Genomic DNA, 23,569 nt, shown 5'->3' on the forward strand with positions numbered 1-23,569 from the left:
TCGGCGCCACGCGCGCCGACGGCCATAATGGCCGCTCTTCCCTCGCCAGCTTCGTCACGATGCCCGCCTCTCCCGTGTTTCGCCTTGCCACTCTCGACGACGTGCCCGCGCTGGTCGCACTGGTGACGTCCGCCTACCGCGGCGACACCAGCCGTGTGGGCTGGACCACCGAAGCCGATCTGCTGAACGGCGCCCGGATCGATCCGGACGTGCTGCGCGCCGACATCGTGCGTCCCGACAGCCGCGTGGTCGTAGTCGACGGCATGGACGGCGCGCCGCAGGCCTGCGCGCATGTCGCGATCGAGGACGGCCACGGCTACTTCGGCATGTTCGCCGTCGCCCCGCAGTTGCAGCGCCGGGGCACCGGGGACGCAGTGCTGGCCGAATGCGAGCGCATCGTCCGCGACGACTGGCGCCTGCCGGGCATGCGCATGACTGTCATCGATGTGCGCGAGGCGCTGATCGCGTGGTACGAGCGCCGCGGCTATCGCCGCACGGGCCACCACAAGCCATTTCCCTATGGCGACGTCCGTTTCGGCATCCCGTTGCGCGACGATCTGCGCTTCGAAGTGCTGGAAAAGATGTTCGGAGCCGCACGATGAGCGAGACCTGGACCTTCGTCTGCGCGACCGCCGAGCTGCTGCCGGGCGAGATGCGGACTACCTTCGATGAAGTCACCGGCGTGCCGATCGTGGTGTTCAACCTCGACGGCGATCTGTACGCGCTGGAGGACCAGTGCAGCCACGAGGACTTCGCGCTGTCGGGCGGCGGCGACTTCGATCCGGGCGAAGCGACGATCGAATGTGTGCTGCACGGCGCGAAGTTCGATGTGCGCGACGGCCGCGCCCTGTGCGCGCCGGCCTACGAACCGGTCGCGAAGTTCCCGACCAAGATCGAACACGGCGCGGTCTGGACCCGCGACGACCGGGATTGACGGTCCAGCGGTCGTTGCGCTGACGCGCTGCGATAGAAGCCTCCGGCTGGTTCGCGCTTGCTGCATGTCACATATGAGAATGAATTGCGTTAAGACTTGTTTATGAAAATCATTCTCATATAATCGCTCGTCAGCTTTCTTGCTCGAGCATGCCCGGTTCGTGACGACGCGGCCTACATCGCAGTGGACGGCATCGGGCCGCATCCGGCTGGCCCTGGCGGCGTTGCTGTCGCTGGCCCTCGTCCTCGTGATCACGCCCGGCGACCTGCCGCTCGGCTCGGCCGGCCTTGGCGATACGTCCGCGCTGCCCGACCTCCCGACCACGCAGGACCCGCCACCGGAGGCGAAGTTCCGCCGTCCGCTGCCGCTGTCGGCCCGCATCGCTACGCGTGATACCGCGCCCGGCGCCGGCCTGCCGCAGCATCCTGCGATGGCGTCGACGCCGCAGGTGGCGCTGATCGACGCCATGCCGGCGTCGGCGAATCGACCGCCCCCCGACGCAGCCGACGCGCCACACGCGCTGCGTCCGGATCTGACATTGCCACCAGGTCACGCGCCTCCGCGCGCCTGACGTCCCCGCGTGGGACCGCGCACCGGCGAAGCCGGCTCACGCGCACGTCCTACCGCCTGATTCTTCCGTCTTGCGACGCCGCCGCCCGGTGGCACGCCACGCCGCACGCGCGGCCGTTTTCCGATTTCCCGACAAGGACCTCCCATGATCCCTTCGACCGCCCCGCGCCGCCGTGCGCTGGCCGCGAGCCTGCTCGCCCTGCTGTCCGCACCCGCGCTGGCCGACACCGTCCTGCCCCAGGACGACGCCCGCAACTTCGACACCATCGTCGTCACCGCCGCCGGCTTCGAGCAGAAGATCACCGACGCCCCGGCGAGCATCAGCGTGATCACCCAGGAAGACCTGACCCATCGCCCCTACATGACCCTGCTCGATGCAGTGCGCGATATCGAAGGCATCGACATCGGCGAAACGCGCGACAAGACCGGCCAGGGCACGATCTCGATGCGCGGCATGGGCGCGGACTACACGCTGATCCTGATCAACGGTCGGCGCCAGAACAACCACGGCGACATCTATCCCAACAACTTCGTCGGCAACCAGTTCAACCATATTCCGCCGCTGGATGCGATCGAGCGCATCGAAGTGATCCGCGGCCCGATGTCCACGCTCTACGGCGCCGACGCGATGGGCGGGGTGATCAACATCATCACCAAGCGCGAGCTCGACACCTGGGTCGGCTCGGTCACGCTGGGCCGCACGTTCGAGACCGACGACCAGTTCGGCGACGACACCACCGCCGACCTCTTCGTCACCGGGCCGCTGGTGCCGGGCAAGCTCAACCTGAGCGCGCGCGCCAGCTGGTACGACCGCGAGGCCTCCAATCCCGTGTACGCGCCGGTCACCGACCCCAATGGCGAGGTCCACACCCGCGCACTGGGCTTCGGCGGCGGCGGCAAGACCGTGGACAACACCAACAAGGCGGCCGGCATCACCTTGAGCTGGACACCGACCGACGCGCAGACCGTGACCCTCGACATCGATGCCTCGCGCCAGGAGTACGACAACAGCACCCGGCTCAACGACAACGGCGTCGAGGAGTATCCGGTCGGCACCGTCGACGACTACGGCGCGATGCTGCGCATCGGCAACAACGGCCGCATCGAACCGCGCGCCGGCTATCGGCCCAGCCAGGAATTCACCCGCGACACCTGGTCGATCGCGCACGAAGGACGCTGGTCGTTCGGCAACAGCCTGGTATCGCTGGGCTATGTCGAGACCCGCAACGAAGGCCGCACCCTGCCCTACACCGTGGCCGAGCGCCAAAGCCTGCAGTCGCTGTGGAACGCGGCCTGCGGCAGCCTGGGCGGCACGGTCAATGCCGCCGGCTATTGTCCGAATTCGGCTGGGGGCACCGGCTACAGCGCGACCGCCTGGAACAACCTGTCGGAGGCGCAGAAGCTCGCGGTCATGGAAGCCAATCTCGCCCCGGACCAATACGCGCAGTTGCTGGCCTACCTACCGCGCCCCGACCGCACGCTCGAGAGCAACCAGTACACGCTCGACGCCAAGCTGGACCTGCCCTTCGACTGGCATGGCGCGCACGTCGCCGTGGTCGGCGCCCAGGTCATCCGCGGCGAGCTGATCGATGGCGTGTTCGGCATGGAGCGCGGCGTTGCCGGCGCCAAGCAGAAGCACGACATGTACTCGTTGTTCGCCGAGGACACCTGGACCATCGCCGAGCCGGTGTCGATCACCGCCGGCCTGCGCTACGACGATCACAAGGTCTTCGGCAGCCACGTCAGCCCGCGTCTGTACGGCGTGTGGACGCTGAGCGAGCAGTGGACGGTCAAAGGCGGCGTGAGCACCGGCTTCAAGACGCCCAAGACCACCCAGCTCTATGACGGCATCACCGGTTTCGGCGCCCAGGGCGTCTCGCCGATGTTCGGCAATCCCGACCTGCAGCCCGAGACCAGCACCAGCACCGAACTGGCGGCCTACTGGCAGCACCCAGACGGCCACGGCTTCAACGCGACGATCTTCCACAACAAGTTCGACGACAAGATCGGGTCGGAGAACTGCGGCCCAACGCTGACGATCGCCTGCAGCGGCACCGGCGACTATGCCGATCTGGGCTATTCGAACTCGACCAAGACGGTCAACATCGACGAGGTCGTGGTCCAGGGCGCCGAACTCGCCGGCCGCTGGCGGATCAGCGATGCCTTCGGCTTCCGCGCCAACTACACCTTCACCGACAGCGAGCAGAAGAGCGGCAGCAACGCCGGCCGGCCCCTGGGCAACAGCGCCCGGCATATGGCCAACGCCACGCTCGATTGGCGCGCGACCGAGGCCTTCACGTTGTTCCTGACCGCAGAGGCCCGCTCCAAGCGCTACCGCGGCTTCGACACGGTGCTCGAGCAGGAGCTGTACTGGAAGGACTACGAGGTGCTCCACCTCGGCGCCTCGTACCGCGTCAACGAGACGGTCACCATCAACGGCCGAATCAACAACCTGCTCGATCGCGACTTCACGTCCTACCAGTACAGCTTCATCGAGGACACCGGCAGCTACACGCTGTCGGCCCAGGACGACTACAACAACAAGGACAAGGCGCGCAGCATCTGGCTGAGCGTGAACGTCAGCTTCTGATCCCTGGCGTCGGGTCCGGCCCGGCAGGCGCGCACGCGTCGTCCGGGCCTGTGTCCAGCCGGTCGCGCAGGCAGACCGCGAGCAAGGCGCCCTCGCCCTCGATCGACACCCGGCCTGAGGCTGACGCATCGCTCAGCACGGCCGTATCGCCCGCCGCCAGCGCCGCCCGCGCCGCGCCGCTGCCGCATCGCGCATGCCCGGCCAGCAGATGGACGATCCAGGTCGTCGCCGGGTCGGCGCGCCATGCCAAGGCGCCGGCCAGCGGCAGGTGCCAAAGCCGGGCCCGGTGCAGGTCGCGCCGCCACATCAGGTTGAACACCTCGACGCCGCCTGCCGGCACGCAGGCAGCCACGTCGCGTTCGCCGGCAAAGCGATGCCGGGCATACCGCGACGCCAGCGCGATGCGGCGGTCTGCGACCTGCAGGTCCAGCCGGCCGCCGCGCAGCAGCATCAGTTCGCGGTCGACACCGGGGAACGCCGAGAACGGCGCATCGCGGTCGATCCGCGCGATCGAGATCCGCCAGGGCCAGGGCGCCGCGGCGGCGTCGACCGAAGGCGCGGCCGCGGGGGCAGGCGCGCAGAACAATTCGCGCGTCCAGCCCTGGCCATTGCGCCAGCGCACCGAACGCGCGGTGGCGGCGGGAATGATCCGGACGGTTGCAGGGTCGGGCATCGCCAGAGTCTAAAGCCTGATCGAGAACACGCCCCGATCAACAAGACCCCGGCTCGAGCACACCCCCGGCCGATAAGCGGGGCCATGGCGCGCCGGCTGACGGATGGTGGCTCCGAGATGGCGCGCCGTGCAATCGGCGCGGGCCCCAAAAGAGGTCGCCCGCCACGCATCCAATGCGGGGCGGGCGACGGCTACATCCATGTAACGGCGTCCTTGCCAGATCCTGTGGAGCATCCCGCTCCTCGACCTGCACCGACGCTCCTTGCCCCGGTGCGGGCGATGGGTGGCTCAGCGCTGCTGCGCCGCGCCCTTGGCCGACGTCCCCGACGCGCGCTGGGCGGTCTGCTGCTGGCGCGCCATCGGCGACCCCAGCTCGATCCGGTCCCGGTTGTTCTCGACCGTGCGCAGACCGATGCCCTTGACCATGGCCAGTTGCTCGGCGCTGCGGAACGGCCCGTTCTCGTCCCGGTAAGCCACGATCGCCTCGGCCTTGGACGGCCCGATGTTGTGCAGCACCCGGGCGAGGGTCGTGGCATCGGCGGTGTTGACGTTGACCTTCTCGACCCCGTCTGCGCCGAAGGCCGAACCGGCCATCAACAGCGAGAGGACGAGAGCGGCGATGAGGGCTTTGAACGGCTTCATGGCGAACTCCTTGGCGATTGGGTGGATTCCTTTCCCGACTGGCAATCTGTCATCCCTGTCGGTGTTGCCAGTCTCCCCAACGCCATGGACACAGCCTATCCGCCTGTCCGCCGTCGCGAAGCAGGCCGACTCCCCAATTTCGTGTAGGAAAAGTCCTACAACGCCCGCGCGGTAGAATGGCCGCTTACGCCGCAAGTGGAGCTCGCGCCATGGATACCCGCCGCACCGACCGTTTCGTCGGCGCCAAATGGGACGACGAGATCGTCCCGCAGCTTGTCGAATACATCCGTATTCCGAACAAATCGCCGATGTTCGACGCCGACTGGGTGGCCAACGGCCACATGGAGCGCGCCGTCGAGCTGATGGCCGGTTGGGCCGGCGCCCAGGCGATCCCCGGCATGCAGTTGGAGGTGGTGCGCCTGGAAGGCCGCACGCCGCTGATCTTCATCGAGATCCCCGCCGCCAACGGCGGCAGCAACGACGATTGCGTGCTGCTGTACGGGCATCTGGACAAGCAGCCGGAGATGATCGGCTGGGATGACGACCTCGGCCCCTGGCAGCCGGTGCTGCGCGACGGCAAGCTCTACGGCCGCGGTGGCGCCGACGACGGCTACGCGATCTACGGCTCGCTGACCGCCATCCTGGCGCTGCACGAGCAGGGCCTGCCGCATGCGCGCTGCGTGGTGCTGATCGAGGCCTGCGAGGAATCGGGCAGCTACGATCTGCCCGCCTACGTCGACCACCTCGCCGACCGCATCGGCAAGCCGTCGCTGGTCGTCTGCCTGGACTCGGGCTGCGGCAACTACGACCAGCTGTGGTGCACCACGTCGCTGCGCGGCCTGGCCGGGGGCAACCTGACGGTCAAGGTGCTCGACGAGGGCGTGCACTCGGGCGACGCGTCGGGCGTGGTGCCTTCGAGCTTCCGCCTGCTGCGCCAGTTGCTGTCGCGCATCGAGGACGAGAAGACCGGCCGGATCCTGCCCGAAGGGCTGCATGCCGACATCCCGGCCGAGCGGCTCGAGCAGGCGCGCCGCGCCGCCGAGGTGCTCGATACCGCGATCTACGACAAGTTCCCGCTGACCGGCGCGCTGCGACCGATGTTCCCGGTCGATGCCGACGGCAATGTCACCGAGGACCTCGCCGAGCTCGTGCTCAACCGCACCTGGCGCCCGGCGCTGTCGGTGACCGGCGTCGACGGGCTGCCGTCGCTGCAGTCGGCCGGCAACGTGCTGCGCCCGCACACCGCGGTCAAGCTCTCGCTGCGCCTGCCGCCCACGGTCGACGGCAAACAGGCCGGTGAGCTGCTGCAGCAGGCGCTGACCCAGGATCCGCCCAACGGCGCGACAGTCACGCTGGCGCTGGAGAAGGCCGCGACCGGCTGGAACGCGCCGGCGATGTCGCCGTGGCTGTCGGAGGCGATCGAGGCGGCCAGCCAGGCGTTCTTCGGCAAGCCGGCGATGTACATGGGCGAAGGTGGCTCGATCCCGTTCATGGGCATGCTGGGCGAGAAGTTCCCCGGCGCGCAGTTCATGATCACCGGCGTGCTCGGTCCACACTCCAATGCCCACGGGCCGAACGAGTTCCTGCACATCGAGATGGGCAAGCGAGTCACTGCCTGCGTGGCCCGAGTGATTGCCGAGCATCACCACGCCAGTCAGCGCGGCGAGACCTCGGGATCGGCGGTCGCGGCCGACAGCGGCCAGCGTCACGGCGATCACGGCTGCTGCTGACCGTCCACCGGGACGATGCCGCGGCATCGTCCCGGCGGTGCGCACTGTCGCACCACCCGGCGGCGCGCTAAGGTCGGGCAACCCGGTCCGTTCCCTCCCACACGTATGCGCTTTCGTCCGCACTCGATCGCCCTGCTCGTCCTGACGCTGGCGTCGGCCGTGGCCTGCGGCCCTGCGGCCGCGCGCGAGACGACCCTGCACAACGCGTCGTTCGATCCGACCCGCGAGTTCTACGTCGACTACAACCGTGCGTTCGCCTCGTACTGGCGCCAGCGCACCGGCGACGCCGTGGACATCCGCATGCACCATGGCGGCTCGGGCGAGCAGGTGCGGGCGATCGTCGACGGGCTGTCTGCAGACGTGGCGACCCTGGCACTGGCCGCGGACATCGATGCCCTCGCCGGGGCCGGCCTGCTGGATCCGGACTGGCGCACGCGCCTGCCCCATGACAGCGTGCCCTACACCTCGACTGTCGTCCTGCTCGTGCGCAAGGGCAACCCGCAACGGATCCATGATTGGAGCGATCTGGTGCGGCCCGGCGTGGGTGTGGTCACGCCCGACCCGCGGACCTCCGGCGGTGGGCGCTGGAACTATCTCGCTGCGTGGGCCTGGGCCTCGCGCACGTATCGCGACGGCCCCCAGGTGCTGGACTGGATGCGGCGCCTGTTCGCCCACGTCGTCGTTGCCGACGCCGGCGCGCGCGGAGCGACCCGATCGTTCGTCGAGGGCGGTCACGGCGACGTGCTGCTGGCCTGGGAGAGCGAGGCGCTGCGCCTGCTCGCCGATCCGCACACCAGCCAGGCGCTGGAGATCGTCTATCCGAGCCTGAGCATCCGGGCCGAGCCGCAAGTCGCGCTGATCGACCGCAATGTCGATGCACACGACACCCGCGCGTGCGCAGACGCCTACCTGCGGTACCTGTATTCGCCGACCGGGCAACGGCTCGCCGCGCAACACCACTATCGGCCTTCCGACCCGAGCCAGGTACCGGCCTCGCAGCGCGCGCGCTTTCGCGCCGTGCCGATGGTGACGGTCGATGCGGCATTCGGTGGCTGGCAACACGCCCAGCGGGTGCACTTCGCCGCCGGCGGGCTATTCGACCACGTGGTCGGCGCCGCACGCTGAGCGTCCGGTGATCGAGCCCACATCGCGGCGCCCCGGTAAGCTGTTGGCCCCATTGCCCGAGCAGGCCGCCAAGTTGCTTCCCTCCTTCCCCACTACCGCAGCACGGATGCGCGCGCCCGCGACGAGCGCGGCCCGATGAAGGCGCTGATCTTCGCTGCGGGCCTTGGCGAACGCATGCGGCCGCTGACCGACCACACCCCCAAGCCGCTGTTGGTCGTGGGCGGTAAGCCGCTGATCGTCTGGCACCTGGAGCGTCTTGCCAGCGCAGGCGTGCGCGAGGTCGTCATCAACGTCTCTTGGCTGGCCGAATGCTTCGCGCCCGTCCTGGGCGATGGCGAACGCTGGGGCCTGCAACTGCACTATTCGCACGAGGGCACCCCGCCGCTGGAAACCGGGGGAGGCATGCTGCAGGCGTTACCGTTGCTGGGCGAGGCGCCGTTTCTGGCGATCAACGGCGACATCTGGAGCGACCACGATCTCGCATCGCTACCGCGCGAGCCGAACGGCGACGCGCACCTGGTGTTGGTCGACAATCCGGCGCACCACAGCGAAGGCGACTTCGTGCTCGAAGGCGACCGCGTGCACGCGTCGGGTCCGGACCGGCTGACCTTCGCCGGCATCGGGATCTACCGCCCGGCGTTGCTGGCAGGCTGGCGCGACATCACCGGCGACGCGACGGGGGCCGATGCCACGCCGCCACGGTTCCGCCTGGCGCCGCTGCTGCGCGCGGCAATGGCGCGGGGCGCGGTCTCGGGCGAGCACCACCGCGGCGCGTGGACCGACGTCGGCACGCCCGAACGGCTCGCCGCACTCGACGCCGCCCTCGCCCAAGCGCGCTGAGCTCGCACCAAAAAAAAACTCCTCCTCCGCCTGGGCATGCGGAGGAAGAGTTTTGCGGTGACGGCCCAACAGGCCGTCGGTCAGATCAGCGGCGTCGGCATGGTCGGGATGACGACCGGCGCGCTCTTCTTGGCACGCTTGGCAGGTGCACGCTTGGCAGGCGCCTTCTTGGCCGCCGTCTTCGTGGTCTTGCGAGCAGCCGCCTTCTTGGCTGTCTTCTTGGTCGCCTTCTTCGCCGCAGTCTTCTTGGTCGCGGCCTTCTTGGTCGCGGCCTTGCGGGTGGCGGTCTTCTTGGTGGCGCTCTTGCGCGTGGCCGACTTCTTGGCGGTCTTCTTGGCAGCCGACTTCTTGGTGGCCTTCTTGGTGGCCTTCTTCGCAGCCGACTTCTTGGTCGCCTTCTTGGTGGCCGACTTCTTGGTCGCAGCCTTCTTGGCGGTCTTCTTGGTGGCCTTCTTCGCAACCTTCTTGGTCGCCTTCTTAGCGGCCTTGGCGACCTTCTTCGTCGCCTTGCTGGCCTTGCTCACGGCCTTCTTGGCAGCGGATTTGCGGACGGTCTTCTTGGCCGCCTTCTTGGCGGTGGTCTTCTTTGCAGCTTTCTTCGTGGCCATGGGATGGCTCTCCTCGTCAGTGGACTTGCATGTACAGCTGCCCAGTACTCAAAACGGCGCGCGGGAGTCGGACCCGCGTGCACCCGTCGACGCGCCCTGCGCATCGGGACGGATTCGGTCGGAAGGTCGTCGCATGGGCGACAGCATCCCGGTGATGCGAAGGCACCCACGTCGCGCGCGACGGGGTGCCGGATTCGATGTCGGGGAATTGCGGCGGAGATGCTGCCCGCATCCACCTTGTGATGTTCCTGGCGGAGGTCCGAGTTGTGCAGCGCGTTGTTGTCGGGGCTCGACTCACTCGTTTGATAGCGGGCGTGTGTTGCCGCGAAACCTAATCACGGTTTTTTCCACTGTCAACAGGCGGACATGCTTTTGTTGCGCCCGATCTCCGACGTCCGCCGCGGCCGTGATGCGCACGAGGCGTGTCACTTGCTGATGCGACCGTCGGCGTACGCGATCGGCCGTCGCATGCGAAGCGACGAAAGTACTTGAAACAAGCACTCTGCACGACAGTCGACCGGCATTGCGATGTCCACCGAGCACGCGCAAGCGACGCGGTGCGCTGTGGTGAAACATTCATCACCGCGCCAACCGGCCGGTGAACGCGATGTAGACACGAACCGGCCGATGCGTCGTCGCAGCATCGGTTTGCGCGAAAAGTGCGCGACGCATTCGCCCCCGCGACACCTCGCACAAGACACCTCGACCGGCATCGCCACGACGACCGACGATGAGAGACCGACGACGGACGACGAACGACTGACGACTGACGACTGACGGCCGGGGACAGAGGACAGAGGACAGAGGACAGAGGACAGAGGGTCGACCGTCGAGTCGGACGGTGCGCATCGCGCCCCGGTGTCGGGGGCCTAAGCCATGGCGCGTGAGTCGCCACTCGCACATGCGCATCTGGCCTAGTGCAGACGCGTTACCGGAACCGCCAAGGGAACGAGAACTGACAGCGCCCGTATTGCGCCGCCTGCCGGGTGGTGCAGGGAACCAACAAAAAAAAGCGCGCCCCGTGGGGCGCGCTTTGGTGAACACGGATTGCGAGGCGGCCTTAGTCGGCCTCCTCCTCCAGCAGTTCGGCGTAGTCGTCGGGCGAGAGCAGGTCGGCGAGCTGGTCGGGATCGTCGAGCTCGATGACGAACAGCCAGCCTTCGCCGAAGGCGTCTTCGTTGATGGTCTCGGGCTTGTCGGCGAGCGAGGCGTTGACCGCCGCGATCTTGCCCGACACCGGGGCATACACGTCCGAGGCCGCCTTGACCGACTCGACCACGGCGACGCCGTTGCCGGCCTCGACGGTGTCGCCGACGGCAGGCAGTTCGACGTACACCAGGTCGCCGAGCAGGCCCTGGGCATGGTCCGAGATGCCGACGGTGACCTTGCCGTCGCCTTCGACACGGACCCATTCGTGTGACTTCAGAAACTTCAGGTCGCCAGGGATTTCGCTCATTGTCGGCTCCGGTGAAAAGGTGACTGCGGGAAAGTGGCGCTAGTGTAAGCCAAGGGTCTTGCGGTGGATCAGATGCCGTCGACGACCCGGCCGTTGCGCACGAACGGGAATGCGACCACGCGCACCGGCACCTGGCGGCCGCGGATGTCGACGGTCACCTCGCCCGTCTCGCCGGCCGGCACGCGGGCGAACGCGATCGCCTTGCCGATCGTCGGCGAGAACGTCCCCGACAGGATCTCGCCCTGCCCCTGGGCGGTGGTCACCGTCTGGCCGTGGCGCAGCACGCCCTTGTCGTCCATGACCAGGCCGATCATCTGCCGCGGCGCGGCCGTGCTGTGCTGTTCGAGCAGCGCACGGCCGTTGAACGCGCGGCCTTCGTCGAGCGCGACCGTCCAGCCGAGCGCGGCCTCGTAGGGCGAGACCGTCTCGTCCATGTCCTGACCGTAGAGCGCGAGCCCGGCTTCCAGGCGCAGGGTGTCGCGCGCGCCGAGGCCAGCCGGCGCGACGCCGGCGGCGTGCAGCGCCTCCCACAGTGCGACCGCATGGCGCTCGTGGACGACGATCTCGAAGCCGTCCTCGCCGGTGTAGCCAGTGCGCGCGACGAACAGGTCGCCGAACGGCGTGGCCTCGAGTTCGGCCGCAGCGAAGCGGCCGAGCTTGTCGAGCACCAGCGCGTCGACCTGCCCGAGCAGCCCGGCGACCTTGGCCCGCGCCTGCGGTCCCTGCACGGCGATCATCGCCAACTCCGGACGCTCGCTGACCTCGACTTCGAACCCGGCGGCCTGCGCCTGGATCCAAGCCAGGTCCTTGTCGCGCGTGGCGGCATTGACGACCAGCCGAAACCAGTCATCGGCCATGAAGTAGACGATCAGGTCGTCGATGATCCCGCCTTCGGGCGTGAGCATGCAGGTGTAGAGCGCCTTGCCCGGGTTCTTGAGCTTGTCCACCGAGTTGGCGACGAGCTGACGCAGGAACGCACGGGTCTGCGCACCGCGCAGGTCGACCACGGTCATGTGGCTGACGTCGAACATGCCGGCATCGCGGCGGACGTGGTGATGCTCCTCGATCTGGGAGCCGTAGTTGAGCGGCATGTCCCAGCCGCCGAAGTCGACCATGCGCGCGCCCAGGGCGCGGTGCGATGCGTTGAGGATGGTCTTCTGGGTCATGTTGGACTGCCGGCTCGCCTGCGGAAAGCCGGCATTATCGCAGGTCGGCGGCATCACCGGCCGCCTCCTGGAACAACGAGATCAAGCGACTTCGACGTGCAGATTCACCCCGTCGGTACCGACGATGCGCACCGGGGTGCCGGCCGGCAGATCGGCACCCTCGACGACCCAGAAGGCATCGCCGATCTTGACCCGCCCGCGCCCAGCCACGATCGCCTGATCGAGTGGCACAACGCGACCAACGTGCTGGGACGCGCGCCGGTTGAGCGTGGGGTGATCGCTCGGGCGCTCACGCTTGCGGAACCAGGTGCGGTACACCAGCACCGACACGAAGCTGAGCACGACGAACAGCGCGACCTGCGGCAGCAGCGCCAGGCCCGGCACCAGCAGGGCGACGACGAATACCGCCGCGGCCGCAAATCCCATCCACAGCAGGAACGCGCCGGGCACCAGGGTCTCGGCCGCCATCAGCAGCAACGCGACCGCAGCCCAGCCGACGACGTCCGCGCGCAGCCAGTCCATGTCAGAGCCCGCCGCGCTGCGGTGCCGGCGCCTGCGGACGCGCCTGGGTCTTCTGGCCCAGCGCTTCCTTGGCCAGCTCGCCGATGCCGGCAATCGAGCCGATGATGCCGCTGGTCTCCATCGGCATCAGCACGAACTTCTGGTTCGGCGCCGTCGCCAGCTTCTCGAACGCTTCGACGTACTTCTGCGCGACGAAATAGTTGATCGCCTGCACGTCGCCGTTGGCGATCGCGTTGGACACCATTTCGGTCGCCCGCGCCTCAGCCTCGGCCAGACGCTCGCGCGCCTCGGCCTCGCGGAACGCGGCTTCCTTCTGGCCCTCGGCCTGCAGGATCGCGGCCTGCTTGTCGCCCTCGGCGCGCAGGATCTCCGACTGCCGGTGGCCCTCGGCCTCAAGAATGACCGCGCGGCGTTCGCGCTCGGCCTTCATCTGACGCGCCATCGAGTCGACCAGGTCGCGCGGCGGCTGGATATCGCGGATCTCGATGCGGGTGACCTTGATGCCCCAAGGGTTGGTGGCGTGGTCGACGACGTTGAGCAACTGGGCGTTGATCGTCTCGCGGTTGCTCAGCGACTCGTCGAGGTCCATCGAGCCGATCACGGTGCGGATGTTGGTCTGCACCAGCGCGATCGTCGCGATCTCCAGATTCGAGACCTCGTAGGCCGCCTTGGCCGCGTCGAGAACCTGGAAGAACACCACACCGTCCACGCGCACGACCGCGTTGTCCTTGGTGATGACGTCCTGGCTGGGCACGTCGAGCACCTGCTCCATCATGTTGATCTTGCGGCCGACCCCATAGACGATCGGGATCAGGAAGTGCAGACCCGGCGCCATCGAATGGGTGTACTTGCCGAAGCGCTCGACGGTCCACTCGTAGCCCTGCGGCACCATGCGCACCGTCTTGAACAACACGATGACGCCAGCGAGCGCGAGCACCACCGCCAGAAACAATCCCGTTCCCATGCGTTTCCCCTATTCGATCCGCGGACATCCGCGCTGGACCGAGTATAGGGCGAGCCGTCGTGACGCACGGTCGCGATCCATCGCGGCCGGCAGCGGCTTGCGGCGTCCCTGCTGCAAGCCGGGCCCAAGCGCGCCGCGCAGCGTCCGTTACGGCGTCGCGGTCGTCACCCAGGCCTCGAACACCGCATCGATCTGGCCATCGGTCACCGTACCGCCGTCCTGCACGGTCTGCGCCTGCTCGAACAGCGGCACGATCAGCGCCATGCCGTCGATCTCCGTCTTCAGGCGCACGCCCGCAGGCGCGGCCAGGCGCCGTTCCCAGCGCTCGCGCACGCGAGCCCAGTAGCCCTGGGTGGCATCCCAGTAGGCGTAGGCAGGCGAGAAGTCGATCGCTGTGGTCTTCACGTAATCGTTGAAACCGAACTCACGCACCAATTGCGCGGTCGGCCGGCCCCGCGCATCGCGCACGGTCTTGGTGTTGTCCTGCTCGTGGGTCCAGCCGCCGGGCACGATCGTGTGACGGTTGATCGCCCCCAGTGCGTTGTAGTCGCTGCGCTTGGTGTACTCGCGGCGCGGCAGCGGGCGCCAATCCGCGTCCGAGGTCCAGGTCGAGATGCCGCCGGCGTGCACCCAGCGCCCGCTGCCGCAATAGCGCGGCGCATCGCTGACTTCGTAGACGCACTGCGTCCAGCCGCCGCGGACGAGCTCGGCCGGCACCTCGCGCTGCTGCCAGGTCTGGTCGGCGGTGAACTCCCAGCGCGTCGGCGCCTCGTAGTGCCAGTCCTGGCGCCAGTGCTTGACCACGTGTCCGCTCTTGACGTCGAGCAGCAGGTGCTGGAGCACGATGCGGCCGGGGCGTCCTCGACCACGATCACGACTTCGTCGCCGCCGCTGTCCTTGGCGGCGACGCGCTCGTAACCCGGCGCCAGCACTGCGGTCTCCTCGAACGAAAAGCGCACCGTGTACTCGCCCTGCATCGCGAGAATGGCGGCACGATCGGCGGCGGGGTCGTGGGCTGGCGTTGCTGTGGCGGACACTGCGAAGGCCGGGGCCAGCAGCAGAACGAACGCCAGGGCGGCGGCTTGCGGATTCATGCAGGTTCTCCGAAAACAGGTGGAAACGGGCGTGCGCGGTCGCGGACGCGGCGCGGTGGCATCGCGCCAGCGGCGCGGGTGGGATCGGTGACAGGCACCGGGCATCGGTGCGGCGCGTCGTCGGCGAATGCCGCGCCCGGGGCGATGCCGTAGGCGCGGACAATCTGCCGCGCGCAGTCGGCACCCAACGGCGAGATCGCCGCCAGACTGGCGACCAGCATCGCGGCGCCGTCGATCGTCGTGCAGGCAGGCGTCATCGCGTGGAAGCGCAGGACGCTCGCCTGCCACCCCCCGATCCACAGCCGCTGCGCCAAGCCGTGCCACAGGCGCTCGGCCAGGCCGGCCGGAGCACTGCGGGCGAGCGGGTAGCGCTCGATAAGCGCCTCCCATGCCAGGAAATCGCTGTCAGGCAGCAGATGCAGTTGCCAGCAGCAGGCGTCTTGGCCATCGAAGAACAGCAGGTGCTCGCGCATGCCGTCACCATCGAGCGCGCGATGTGCCTCGACGCGGCGCGCCCGCGACCAGCCGCCGAGCTCACTCGCCGCACCGGGCCGGTGCAGGCACAACACCGCGCCCAGGGTCGCCAGTTGCGCCGGCGTCGGCGGCGACGTCGCGACGACATCGTCCGTCGACGCCGCAGGCACGATCGTCGCCGCGCGCGCCATGATCAGAAATCGACCGCGAAGCTGACCGCCAGGCTGCGTCCTGGCGCGGTGTAACGGTCGAAGGTCGTCGAGGTGGCGGCGACCAGCGGCACATTGCCCGCCGGCCAGTACTTGCGGTCGGCGAGGTTGAGCACGCCCAGGTTGACCGTCGTACCGGGCGCGAACGTCCAATGAGCGTAGAGGTCGAGCACCGCGTGGCCTGGCGTCTCCCGGTAACCGCCCGCCGTGCTGGCCGGCGGCAGGCGGTCGCGACGGCCGGCGAAGCGCGCGGCCAGTTCCGCGCCCCAGGTGTCGCCCTCGAAGGCCAGGCCCAGCGCGGCGGTCAGCGGGTCGACGCTGGCCAGTGGATCGCCGGTGGTGCGGTCCTCGCCACGCGACCAGGCGGCCGCGCCGCGCAGTGACCAGCCGTCGAGCGCCGGCGCCAGGACATCGAGGTCCAGCCCGCCCTTGAACTCCACGCCCCAGATGCGCGCATCGTCGACGTTCTGCGACTGGTAGACCATCAGACCGCTGTCCGGATCGATGCCGACGAACCGCGTGGACTCGATGAAATCGTCGTATCGGTTGTAGTAGCCGGTCAGGCCGGCATAGGCCGATCGGCCGGCGAAGCGCAGGCCCAGCTCCAGCCCGTCGCTGGTCTCCGGACGCAGGTCCGGATTGGGGATGGCGGTGTAGCCGAAGGCGAAGTTGGTGAAGCCGATATTGACGTCGTTGTACGGCGGCGCGCGGAAGCCCGCGGCGTAGCCGCCGAACAGCGACCAGACGTCGGCGAAATGCCAGACCGCGCCGAGCTTGGGCGACACCCGGGTCTTGCGGAGGTCGGCGACCTGCGTGGTCGGGTTGTCCTCGCGGAAGATCGTGTCGACTTTGGGCTCGAGCCGGTAGTGATCAACCCGGACTGCAGGCACCAGGCGGAAGGCGCCGTCTGCAAACGCGATCTCGTCCTGCACGTAGAGCGCAGCCTTGGTGGTGTCGCTGATCGGGAAATCGCGGACCGGGAAGACGTCGGGACTGATGACGTTGGTCACCGCGCCGGTATCGAGGATCGTGCGCCGGCCATCGCGCTTCTGCTTGGTTTCTGCGACCTCCACGTCCAGGCCATAGGCCAGCGTGTGGCCAACCGTGCCGGTCTCGAACGTCTTGCGCGCATTGGCCTGCGCGCCATAGGTGCGCTGGTCGAAGAAGAAGCTGCGTTCGCGGCGGTCGCGCAACGCCGGCGTCATCTGCGTGGCCGGCACAGAACGCGCCTCCAGACTGTCCTGACGCGTGTGGCTGTCCTGCCGGTAGAGCTGCCAGTCCACCGCGTCGGCGAGTACCCAGGACAATCCGTCGATCTCGTGCCCGAACGACACCCGCAGGCGCGACTGGTGGTCGTCACCGAGCACCTGAGTGTTGGTCGCGCGCGTCATGGTCTGGAAGCCATACGAGGTCAGCACATCGGTCTCGACATCGTCCTCGTTGCCTTCGACCGTCAGCCGGAAACGCTGCCGCGCATCGGGCGCGAACACCGCCTTGGCCAGCACGCTGCGGCCATTGGCCGATTGCGGATTGGCCTGCGTGCGGGCGCTGCCCTCGCCGCCCACCTCGCCCATGGTCTCGGTCTCCTTGCCCTGGCGATGGCCGACCGCCACCAGGCCGGACCAGCGCGCGCCGCCGAACGCGGCGGTGGCGTTGGCGAACAGGCCTTCGTCGGCGGTGGTCGTGCCGAGCTTGAAGCCGAAATACGCGTCGCGCCCGTCATCCAGGTAGTCGGAAGGGTCCTTGGTAACGAACGAGACCACGCCGCCGAGCGCGTCCGAGCCGTAGAGCGAACTCGTCGGCCCACGCACGACCTCGACCCGCTTGAGCGTGTCGGGATCGACGAAGTTGCGGTTGGCGTTGGAGAAACTGCCGATGGCGAAGGCATCGGAGACCGCGATGCCGTCGGTCTGGATGCGTACCCGGTTGCCCCCCAGGCCGCGGATGCGGATGTCCGACAAGCCGAAGCGGCCGACATCGCGACCGACCGTCACACCGGGTTCGTAGCGGAACAGGTCGGCGATGTCGCGGACCAGCAGGGTGTCCATGCGCGCGCGGTCGATCACATCGACGGTGTTGGGCACATCGACGATCGCGCGCTCGGTGCGGGTGGCGGTGACGACGATCCGATCGAACTCGGCCGCAGCCGGCGCGGCGGCGTCGATGGCGCTGTCGGGGGCCGCCAGCACGGCGAACGGACACAGGCCCAGGGCCAGAGAAACAGAAAGCGGGTGGAGGCGCATGCGCAGACTCGTGCTTGGAGGGCGACGGCTGGCTGGCAGGCGCGGGGAGAGGGACGCGCGGGCGGGCGACCGGAGAGATCAGTGAACGAGCGGGGCCCGCCGCTGGGGGACGGCGGCACCGGTCGACGGCGGGCTTACTTGGTCAGGATCAGCTTGTCGTTGCGGGTGTGGCGCAGGCGATAGATCTCGTTGCCATGACGGATCTGCAGCTCGCGCTGGCCGCGCAGCAGTTGCGCGCTGTCGAGCTCGATCGGCTCGGGGGCACGGGCATCGTGGGCACGGGCCAGGCGATGCACGTTGTGGCCATCGGCCGAATCGCGGGCGGGAACGGAATCGCGGAGCTGGGGCGCAAGCATGGTCGGTTCCTCGGGAGCGGGCCTCCAATGCTAGTGATTCTCATTTCCCAGTCAAGTCCCGTACGCGCGGTCCCACAGACAGCCGCGCGTTTCAGTCCGCCAGTGCGTCCACCCGGGCCCACAGGCCGTTGTCGGGCAACGCCGCCAACTCAAGCGCCTGCAGGTTCTCGATCAGCTGCTCCACCCGGCTGGCGCCCAGCAGCACCGAGGACACGTGCGGATTGCGCAGACACCAGGCGATCGCCAGCGGCGCCGGCGCGACGCCCAGCTCGGCCGCCAACGCGACGAACCGCGCCGCGCGCGCCACCCGGTCCGCATTCCCCAGCAGCTCGCGCTGCAACCAACCCAGCTCCGGCTGGGCCAGCCGGCTGTCGGCCGGCACGCCGCCGGCGTACTTACCGGTCAACAGGCCCGAGGCCAGCGGCGACCATGTGGTGGTCCCCAGTCCCAGCTCGGCATAGAGCGGGGCGTACTCGAGTTCGACCCGCTCGCGCCGCAGCAGGTTGTACTCGGGCTGCTCCATCGTCGGCCCGTGCAGGTGGTGCGTGCGCGCGATCTGCGCGGCCTCGCGGATCGCGGCCGCCGGCCATTCGGACGTGCCCCAGTACAGCACCTTGCCCTGGCGGATCAGCGTGTCCATCGCCCACACGGTCTCGGCCACCGGGGTATCGGGATCAGGGCGGTGGCAGAAGTAGAGGTCGAGATGATCGACCCGCAGCCGCCGCAGCGCGGCGTCGCAGGCATCGCGCACGTGCTTGCGCGACAGGCCACGCTGGGTGGGCAGGGGGTCGGCCGCCGCGCCGAAGAACACCTTGCTCGACACGCAGTAGCCGTCGCGCGGCAGACGCAGATCGGCGATCACATCGCCCATCACCCGTTCCGCCTCGCCGTTGGCATACCCTTCCGCGTTGTCGAAGAAGTTGATGCCGTGGTCCCAGGCCGCAGCCACCAACTCGCGCGCCTGGCCCCGGCCGACCTGACGCCCGAAGGTGGTCCAGGCGCCGAACGAGAGCGCCGAGAGCTGCAGGCCGGAGGTGCCGAGACGACGGTAATGCATGGGCGGGTTCCTCGCTGTCGGGCGCACCAGTGTATGCAAGCCGTGCCCGCGCGCCGTCGGTGCCGCCCGGCGCACCGCGTCGACGGCGCCACGGGCCTGAACGACACGGCCTTCACAGCGCCCGTGGTTGCCCGTGCCGGCCCGCTGCACTAGGCTGCGCGACTTGTCGACGGGCCTGGGGGCCACGATGGAAGACCTGACGCGGATCGGCTTCGGCCTGTTCGGACTCGCCGTGCTGCTCGCGATCACGTGGCTGTTCTCCAACAACAAGCGCGCCGTCGACTGGAAGCTGGTCGCCACCGGCGTCACCCTGCAGATCGCGTTCGCCGCGGTCGTGCTGCGCGTGCCCGGCGGGCGTGAGGTGTTCGATGCGCTGGGCCACGGCTTCGTCAAGGTGCTCTCGTTCGTCAACGCCGGCTCGGAGTTCATCTTCGGCAGCCTGATGAATGTGGAGACCTACGGCTTCATCTTCGCGTTCCAGGTGCTGCCGACGATCATCTTCTTCGCCGCGCTGATGGGCGTGCTCTACCACCTGGGCGTGATGCAGGCGATCGTGCGGGTCATGGCGCTGGCGATCACCAAGGTGATGCGGGTCTCGGGCGCCGAGACCACCAGCGTGTGCGCCAGCGTGTTCATCGGCCAGACCGAGGCGCCGCTGACCGTGCGCCCGTATATCTCGCGGATGACCGAGTCGGAGCTGATCACGATGATGATCGGCGGCATGGCGCACATCGCCGGCGGCGTGCTCGCCGCGTATGTGGGCATGCTCGGCGGCGGCAACCCCGAGGAACAGGCGTTCTACGCCAAGCATCTGCTGGCCGCCTCGATCATGGCCGCACCGGCGACGCTGGTCATCGCCAAGATCCTGATCCCCGAGACGCGCGAGCCGCTGACCCGCGGCACGGTCAAGATGGAAGTCGAGAAGACCACCGGCAACATCATCGATGCCGCGGCCGCCGGCGCCGGCGACGGCTTGCGCCTGGCACTGAACATCGGCGCGATGCTGCTGGCCTTCATCGCGCTGATCGCGATGATCAACTGGCCGCTGGAATGGATCGGTGAGGCCACCGGCCTGGCCGAGGCGATCGGCCGCCCGACCAACCTGGCGACGATCTTCGGCTTCGTGCTCGCCCCGATCGCCTGGCTGATCGGCGTGCCGTGGCAGGACGCGTCGGTGGTCGGCTCGCTGATCGGCCAGAAGATCGTCATCAACGAATTCGTCGCGTACCTGCAGTTGGCCGACATCGTCAACGGCCGCGTCGAGGGCATCGCGCTGACCGAGCAGGGACGCCTGATCGCGACCTATGCGCTGTGCGGCTTCGCGAACTTCAGCTCGATCGCGATCCAGATCGGCGGCATCGGCGGTCTGGCCCCCGACCGCCGCCAGGATCTGGCGCGGTTCGGCCTGCGCGCGGTGCTCGGCGGCACCATCGCCACGCTGATGACCGCGACGATCGCCGGCGTGCTGACCTACATCGGCGCCTGACGCCGGATCACTGCGAAAGCGGGACAGAGAGGATGTGCGCGTGAGTCGTGTCGTCGTCGTCGGGTCGTTCAATGTCGACCATGTCTGGAACTGCAGCACCCTGCCGCGCCGCGGCGAGACGCTCAGCGGCCGTTACCACACCGGGCCAGGTGGCAAGGGCTTCAATCAGGCCGTCGCTTCGACCCGGGCAGGCGCACAGACCACCTTCCTGTGCGCGCTGGGCGACGACGACGGCGGCCGCCAGGCACGCGCACTCGCCCAGGCGGACGGGATCGCGATGCGGGTGCGCGAGAGCAGCCACCCGACCGGCACGGCCGGCATCTATGTCGACGAGGCCGGCCACAACACCATCGTCATCGGTGCTGGCGCCAACGGCGACCTGTGCGCCTCCTGGGTCGGCCGGCAGGCCGAGGCGCTGGCCGGCGCCCGGGTGCTGCTGACCCAGCTCGAATCCCCGCTCGACAGCGTGCTCGAAGCGATGCGCCTGGCGCGCGCCGCCGGCACCTCGACGATGCTCAACCCGGCGCCGGCCAATGCGCAGTGCCTGCGCGAACTGCTCGCCGCGGCCGACATCCTCACGCCGAACGAGACCGAGTTTGCCGGCCTGCTCGAGCGCCATACCAGCCATCGCATCGATAGCGAGGCAATCGCCGGCACCGCCGACGCGCAACTGCACCGCTGGTGCCGCACGCTGCTGCCGCGCGGCACGGTGGTGATCACGCTCGGCGCCGCCGGTGCATTCGTGTCCCACCGTGAGGACCTGACCCGCGGCGATACGCGGCCGTTCTATCGTGTGCCGGCCGACAAGGTCGAGCCGATCGACACCACCGGTGCGGGCGATGCCTTCAATGGCGCACTGGCCGCCTCGCTCGCCGGTGACCCGGCGGCGCCGTTCGACAGCCACGTGCGCTTCGCTGCGCATTACGCCGGACGCTCGACCGAGCGGGTCGGGGCCGCTGCCGCGATGCCGCACCTGCGCCCCCGACGGACTGACGACACCGCACACGCTACCCTTGCCCGGCCGCGGCATCGCGGATCGCGGCGGAGTCCTGCCGATGCCCTGTTGTTCACGTTCTGTGCGGCTGCGTGCCGGCGCCGGCCTGGCGGTCCTGATCGTCCTGGCAGCCTGCGGCCCGGCCGCCCCGGCGCCATCACCGGCGTCGCCCGCCACCACGCCGACTGCGGTCGATTCCGCGAACGCCGCTGCCGCGCCCGCGACCGAGACGGCGGCGCCAGCGCGGGCGGACGAACACGACACCGCGCCGGACGACTGGCGCGCGCAGGCCTGGCCAGCCGACCGCGAGATCATCCTCGCCGAGCCCACATTCGACCTGGCGCTCGACGACCATGACCCGGTGCTGGCCGACGCGCGACGGGCACTGGCGCTGGCCGCAAGCGGACGCCCACTGGGCACGATCACCGGCGCCTGGCAGGTCCGCTCGCTGCAGTTCGACGGCCGCGGCGGCGCCTACGCCTATCCCTGGTTCGATGCCACGATCGCGCGTCACGACGGCGTGCTGACATTCGCCAAGACGAGCGGTTCGCAGCGCCGGCAGGGCCGGCTGTTGCCGATCGATCGCAATACGCTCGCATTCCTGGGCTCGCAATCGGTCAATGACGACCCCTCCCCCGGCTACAGCCGCCAGTGGCCATCGCCGCCGGCAGCGCGCGTCGAGGGCGACAGTGTCGGCCGCCTGGTGCGCACCGGTGAGAGTGAACTGCTGATGGTGCTCGACGTCGACGGTCCACGCTTCGAGCTCTACCAGCTGCGCCGCTGAACCCGGGCGCCAGGCGCGAGACCCGGGTCCGCCGATCGGCGACAATGGGCGCATGCAGATCGGTCCGTACCGCATCGAACCCAATGTGGTGCTGGCCCCGATGGCCGGCGTCACCGACAAGCCGTTCCGGCAGCTGTGCAAGCGTCTGGGCGCGGGCTTGGCCATGTCGGAGATGACGATCAGCGATCCGCGCTTCTGGTGCACCGAGAAGTCGCTGCGCCGCATGGACCACGACGGCGAGCCGGCCCCAGTCGGCGTACAGATTGCCGGCACCGAGCCGGCCATGCTCGCCGAGGCGGCGCGCCACAACGTCGCGCAAGGCGCGCAGATCGTCGACATCAACATGGGCTGCCCGGCCAAGAAGGTCTGCAATGCCTGGGCCGGCTCGGCGCTGATGCAGGACGAGGCGCTGGTCGCACGCATCCTGCAAGCGGTGGTCGCTGCGGTCGACGTGCCGGTGACGCTGAAGATCCGCACCGGCTGGTGCGCCGCGCATCGCAACGCACCGACGATCGCGCGTATCGCACAGGACGCGGGCATCGCCGCCCTCGCCGTCCACGGCCGCACCCGCGACCAGCACTACACCGGCAGCGCCGAGTACGACACGATCGCGGCAATCAAGGCGCACCTGTCGATCCCGGTGATCGCCAACGGCGACATCGACTCGCCGGAGAAAGCGCTGGCGGTACTGCGCCACACCGGATGCGACGCAGTCATGGTCGGTCGCGCAGCGCAGGGGCGGCCCTGGATCTTCCGCGAGATCGCGCACTTTCTCGCCACCGGCCAGCACCTGCCGCCGCCGTCGTTACAGGAGATCCGCGACATCCTGCTCGGCCATCTCCAGGCACTGCATGCGTTCTACGGCGAAACCTCCGGCGTGCGCATCGCGCGCAAGCACCTGGGCTGGTATGCGAAGGATCGACCGGAGCATCACGCCTTCCGCGCAGTGGTCAACCGCGCCGACACCGCGCAGGACCAACTCGCGCTCACACGCGCCTACTTCGACGCGCTGATCGCCGGCGACGCGCAGCCGACGCTGGCCGCCTGACGGG

The 23,569-nt window shown here is 68.8% G+C and carries 22 protein-coding genes and 1 pseudogene; 11 read left to right on the forward strand and 12 right to left on the reverse strand.

The genetic code is table 11. From position 1 onward, the window contains the following. Positions 1-59 precede the first annotated feature (59 nt). From BEN78_02220 to BEN78_02235, 4 genes are all read left to right on the forward strand, one after another. The gene (locus tag BEN78_02220) at positions 60-602 is read left to right on the forward strand and encodes a GNAT family N-acetyltransferase (GenBank protein ASR42384.1); all 543 of its coding nucleotides are present in this window, start codon (positions 60-62) and stop codon (positions 600-602) included. Further along, positions 599-934 (forward strand): benzene 1,2-dioxygenase, encoded by a 336-nt coding sequence (locus tag BEN78_02225; protein ID ASR42385.1) that lies wholly within the window; start codon positions 599-601, stop codon positions 932-934. The genes BEN78_02220 and BEN78_02225 overlap by 4 nt, the downstream gene beginning before the upstream one ends. 139 nt (positions 935-1,073) lie before the next feature. Beyond that, entirely contained in the window at positions 1,074-1,505 is a 432-nt protein-coding gene (locus BEN78_02230) for a hypothetical protein (protein ASR42386.1), read from the forward strand. A gap of 144 nt (positions 1,506-1,649) precedes the next feature. Next, the gene (locus BEN78_02235) at positions 1,650-4,094 is read left to right on the forward strand and encodes a TonB-dependent receptor (protein ASR42387.1); all 2,445 of its coding nucleotides are present in this window, start codon (positions 1,650-1,652) and stop codon (positions 4,092-4,094) included. On the opposite strand, the gene BEN78_02240 is transcribed toward BEN78_02235, so the two are convergent. Together BEN78_02240 and BEN78_02245 are read right to left on the reverse strand one after the other, a co-directional pair. Then, a complete protein-coding gene (locus BEN78_02240; protein ASR42388.1) occupies positions 4,084-4,767 on the reverse strand; it encodes a hypothetical protein in 684 nt (227 codons plus the stop codon). The genes BEN78_02235 and BEN78_02240 overlap by 11 nt on opposite strands. A gap of 288 nt (positions 4,768-5,055) precedes the next feature. Beyond that, positions 5,056-5,409, reverse strand: a complete 354-nt coding sequence (locus BEN78_02245) for a hypothetical protein (protein ID ASR42389.1) — start codon at positions 5,407-5,409, stop codon at positions 5,056-5,058. Positions 5,410-5,618: 209 nt separating this feature from the next. Between BEN78_02245 and BEN78_02250 the strand changes: the two genes are divergently transcribed. The 3 genes from BEN78_02250 (at position 5,619) to BEN78_02260 (ending at position 9,104) form a co-directional block, all read left to right on the forward strand. Then, the gene (locus tag BEN78_02250) at positions 5,619-7,139 is read left to right on the forward strand and encodes a peptidase M20 (GenBank protein ASR42390.1); all 1,521 of its coding nucleotides are present in this window, start codon (positions 5,619-5,621) and stop codon (positions 7,137-7,139) included. A 105-nt stretch (positions 7,140-7,244) separates the two neighbouring features. Continuing rightward, positions 7,245-8,264, forward strand: coding sequence for a sulfate transporter subunit (locus BEN78_02255; GenBank protein ID ASR42391.1), 1,020 nt, complete (start codon positions 7,245-7,247; stop codon positions 8,262-8,264). A 135-nt stretch (positions 8,265-8,399) separates the two neighbouring features. After that, positions 8,400-9,104: a mannose-1-phosphate guanylyltransferase gene (locus tag BEN78_02260; protein ID ASR42392.1), complete on the forward strand. Its 705-nt coding sequence runs from the start codon at positions 8,400-8,402 to the stop codon at positions 9,102-9,104. Between the two features lie 80 nt (positions 9,105-9,184). Here the strand turns inward: BEN78_02260 and BEN78_02265 are convergent, their stop codons facing one another. The 10 genes and pseudogenes from BEN78_02265 to BEN78_02310 form a co-directional block, all read right to left on the reverse strand. Next, a complete protein-coding gene (locus BEN78_02265) occupies positions 9,185-9,712 on the reverse strand; it encodes a hypothetical protein (protein ID ASR42393.1) in 528 nt (175 codons plus the stop codon). Between the two features lie 1,060 nt (positions 9,713-10,772). After that, positions 10,773-11,168 carry a glycine cleavage system protein H gene (locus BEN78_02270; protein ID ASR42394.1) on the reverse strand — a complete coding sequence of 132 codons (396 nt, stop codon included), beginning with the start codon at positions 11,166-11,168 and terminating at the stop codon, positions 10,773-10,775. A 68-nt stretch (positions 11,169-11,236) separates the two neighbouring features. Next, complete coding sequence (gene gcvT / locus BEN78_02275) at positions 11,237-12,334, reverse strand: glycine cleavage system protein T (GenBank protein ID ASR44855.1); 1,098 nt, start codon at positions 12,332-12,334, stop codon at positions 11,237-11,239. A gap of 81 nt (positions 12,335-12,415) precedes the next feature. Beyond that, positions 12,416-12,847, reverse strand: coding sequence for a hypothetical protein (locus tag BEN78_02280; GenBank protein ID ASR44856.1), 432 nt, complete (start codon positions 12,845-12,847; stop codon positions 12,416-12,418). 10 nt (positions 12,848-12,857) lie between these two features. Further along, the gene (locus tag BEN78_02285) at positions 12,858-13,820 is read right to left on the reverse strand and encodes a hypothetical protein (protein ASR42395.1); all 963 of its coding nucleotides are present in this window, start codon (positions 13,818-13,820) and stop codon (positions 12,858-12,860) included. Between the two features lie 147 nt (positions 13,821-13,967). Next, positions 13,968-14,914, reverse strand: a pseudogene (locus tag BEN78_02290) (hypothetical protein). Then, complete coding sequence (locus BEN78_02295) at positions 14,911-15,579, reverse strand: hypothetical protein (GenBank protein ID ASR42396.1); 669 nt, start codon at positions 15,577-15,579, stop codon at positions 14,911-14,913. Before BEN78_02295 ends, BEN78_02290 begins: the two are co-directional and overlap by 4 nt. A 2-nt stretch (positions 15,580-15,581) precedes the next feature. Beyond that, entirely contained in the window at positions 15,582-17,840 is a 2,259-nt protein-coding gene (locus BEN78_02300) for a sugar transporter (GenBank protein ID ASR42397.1), read from the reverse strand. A 134-nt stretch (positions 17,841-17,974) separates the two neighbouring features. Continuing rightward, positions 17,975-18,196, reverse strand: coding sequence for a hypothetical protein (locus tag BEN78_02305; GenBank protein ID ASR42398.1), 222 nt, complete (start codon positions 18,194-18,196; stop codon positions 17,975-17,977). Between the two features lie 91 nt (positions 18,197-18,287). Continuing rightward, the gene (locus tag BEN78_02310) at positions 18,288-19,253 is read right to left on the reverse strand and encodes an alcohol dehydrogenase (protein ASR42399.1); all 966 of its coding nucleotides are present in this window, start codon (positions 19,251-19,253) and stop codon (positions 18,288-18,290) included. A gap of 187 nt (positions 19,254-19,440) precedes the next feature. On the opposite strand from BEN78_02310, the gene BEN78_02315 reads away from it, so the two are divergent. The 4 genes from BEN78_02315 to BEN78_02330 are packed head-to-tail and all read left to right on the forward strand — an operon-like array spanning position 19,441 to position 23,565. Next, positions 19,441-20,739 carry a Na+ dependent nucleoside transporter domain-containing protein gene (locus BEN78_02315; GenBank protein ID ASR42400.1) on the forward strand — a complete coding sequence of 433 codons (1,299 nt, stop codon included), beginning with the start codon at positions 19,441-19,443 and terminating at the stop codon, positions 20,737-20,739. A 34-nt stretch (positions 20,740-20,773) separates the two neighbouring features. Then, positions 20,774-22,090 (forward strand): hypothetical protein, encoded by a 1,317-nt coding sequence (locus tag BEN78_02320; GenBank protein ID ASR42401.1) that lies wholly within the window; start codon positions 20,774-20,776, stop codon positions 22,088-22,090. Positions 22,091-22,094: 4 nt separating this feature from the next. Continuing rightward, entirely contained in the window at positions 22,095-22,517 is a 423-nt protein-coding gene (locus BEN78_02325) for a hypothetical protein (GenBank protein ASR42402.1), read from the forward strand. A 52-nt stretch (positions 22,518-22,569) separates the two neighbouring features. Beyond that, entirely contained in the window at positions 22,570-23,565 is a 996-nt protein-coding gene (locus tag BEN78_02330; GenBank protein ASR42403.1) for a tRNA dihydrouridine synthase DusB, read from the forward strand. Positions 23,566-23,569: the final 4 nt, after the last annotated feature.

Origin of the sequence: Xanthomonas citri pv. mangiferaeindicae (assembly GCA_002240395.1) — a bacterium.
Taxonomy (GTDB): Bacteria; Pseudomonadota; Gammaproteobacteria; order Xanthomonadales; family Xanthomonadaceae; genus Luteimonas; species Luteimonas citri_A.

Bases quoted from the DNA above. Each gene is read 5' to 3' on its own strand.
- BEN78_02305 (ASR42398.1), bottom strand. From the start codon at position 18,196: ATGCTTGCGCCCCAGCTCCGCGATTCCGTTCCCGCCCGCGATTCGGCC.
- BEN78_02225 (ASR42385.1), top strand. From the start codon at position 599: ATGAGCGAGACCTGGACCTTCGTCTGCGCGACCGCCGAGCTGCTGCCG.
- BEN78_02220 (ASR42384.1), top strand. From the start codon at position 60: ATGCCCGCCTCTCCCGTGTTTCGCCTTGCCACTCTCGACGACGTGCCC.
- BEN78_02310 (ASR42399.1), bottom strand. From the start codon at position 19,253: ATGCATTACCGTCGTCTCGGCACCTCCGGCCTGCAGCTCTCGGCGCTC.
- BEN78_02300 (ASR42397.1), bottom strand. From the start codon at position 17,840: ATGCGCCTCCACCCGCTTTCTGTTTCTCTGGCCCTGGGCCTGTGTCCG.
- gcvT (ASR44855.1), bottom strand. From the start codon at position 12,334: ATGACCCAGAAGACCATCCTCAACGCATCGCACCGCGCCCTGGGCGCG.
- BEN78_02330 (ASR42403.1), top strand. From the start codon at position 22,570: ATGCAGATCGGTCCGTACCGCATCGAACCCAATGTGGTGCTGGCCCCG.
- BEN78_02240 (ASR42388.1), bottom strand. From the start codon at position 4,767: ATGCCCGACCCTGCAACCGTCCGGATCATTCCCGCCGCCACCGCGCGT.
- BEN78_02265 (ASR42393.1), bottom strand. From the start codon at position 9,712: ATGGCCACGAAGAAAGCTGCAAAGAAGACCACCGCCAAGAAGGCGGCC.
- BEN78_02260 (ASR42392.1), top strand. From the start codon at position 8,400: ATGAAGGCGCTGATCTTCGCTGCGGGCCTTGGCGAACGCATGCGGCCG.
- BEN78_02255 (ASR42391.1), top strand. From the start codon at position 7,245: ATGCGCTTTCGTCCGCACTCGATCGCCCTGCTCGTCCTGACGCTGGCG.
- BEN78_02235 (ASR42387.1), top strand. From the start codon at position 1,650: ATGATCCCTTCGACCGCCCCGCGCCGCCGTGCGCTGGCCGCGAGCCTG.
- BEN78_02245 (ASR42389.1), bottom strand. From the start codon at position 5,409: ATGAAGCCGTTCAAAGCCCTCATCGCCGCTCTCGTCCTCTCGCTGTTG.
- BEN78_02250 (ASR42390.1), top strand. From the start codon at position 5,619: ATGGATACCCGCCGCACCGACCGTTTCGTCGGCGCCAAATGGGACGAC.
- BEN78_02295 (ASR42396.1), bottom strand. From the start codon at position 15,579: ATGGCGCGCGCGGCGACGATCGTGCCTGCGGCGTCGACGGACGATGTC.
- BEN78_02270 (ASR42394.1), bottom strand. From the start codon at position 11,168: ATGAGCGAAATCCCTGGCGACCTGAAGTTTCTGAAGTCACACGAATGG.
- BEN78_02285 (ASR42395.1), bottom strand. From the start codon at position 13,820: ATGGGAACGGGATTGTTTCTGGCGGTGGTGCTCGCGCTCGCTGGCGTC.
- BEN78_02315 (ASR42400.1), top strand. From the start codon at position 19,441: ATGGAAGACCTGACGCGGATCGGCTTCGGCCTGTTCGGACTCGCCGTG.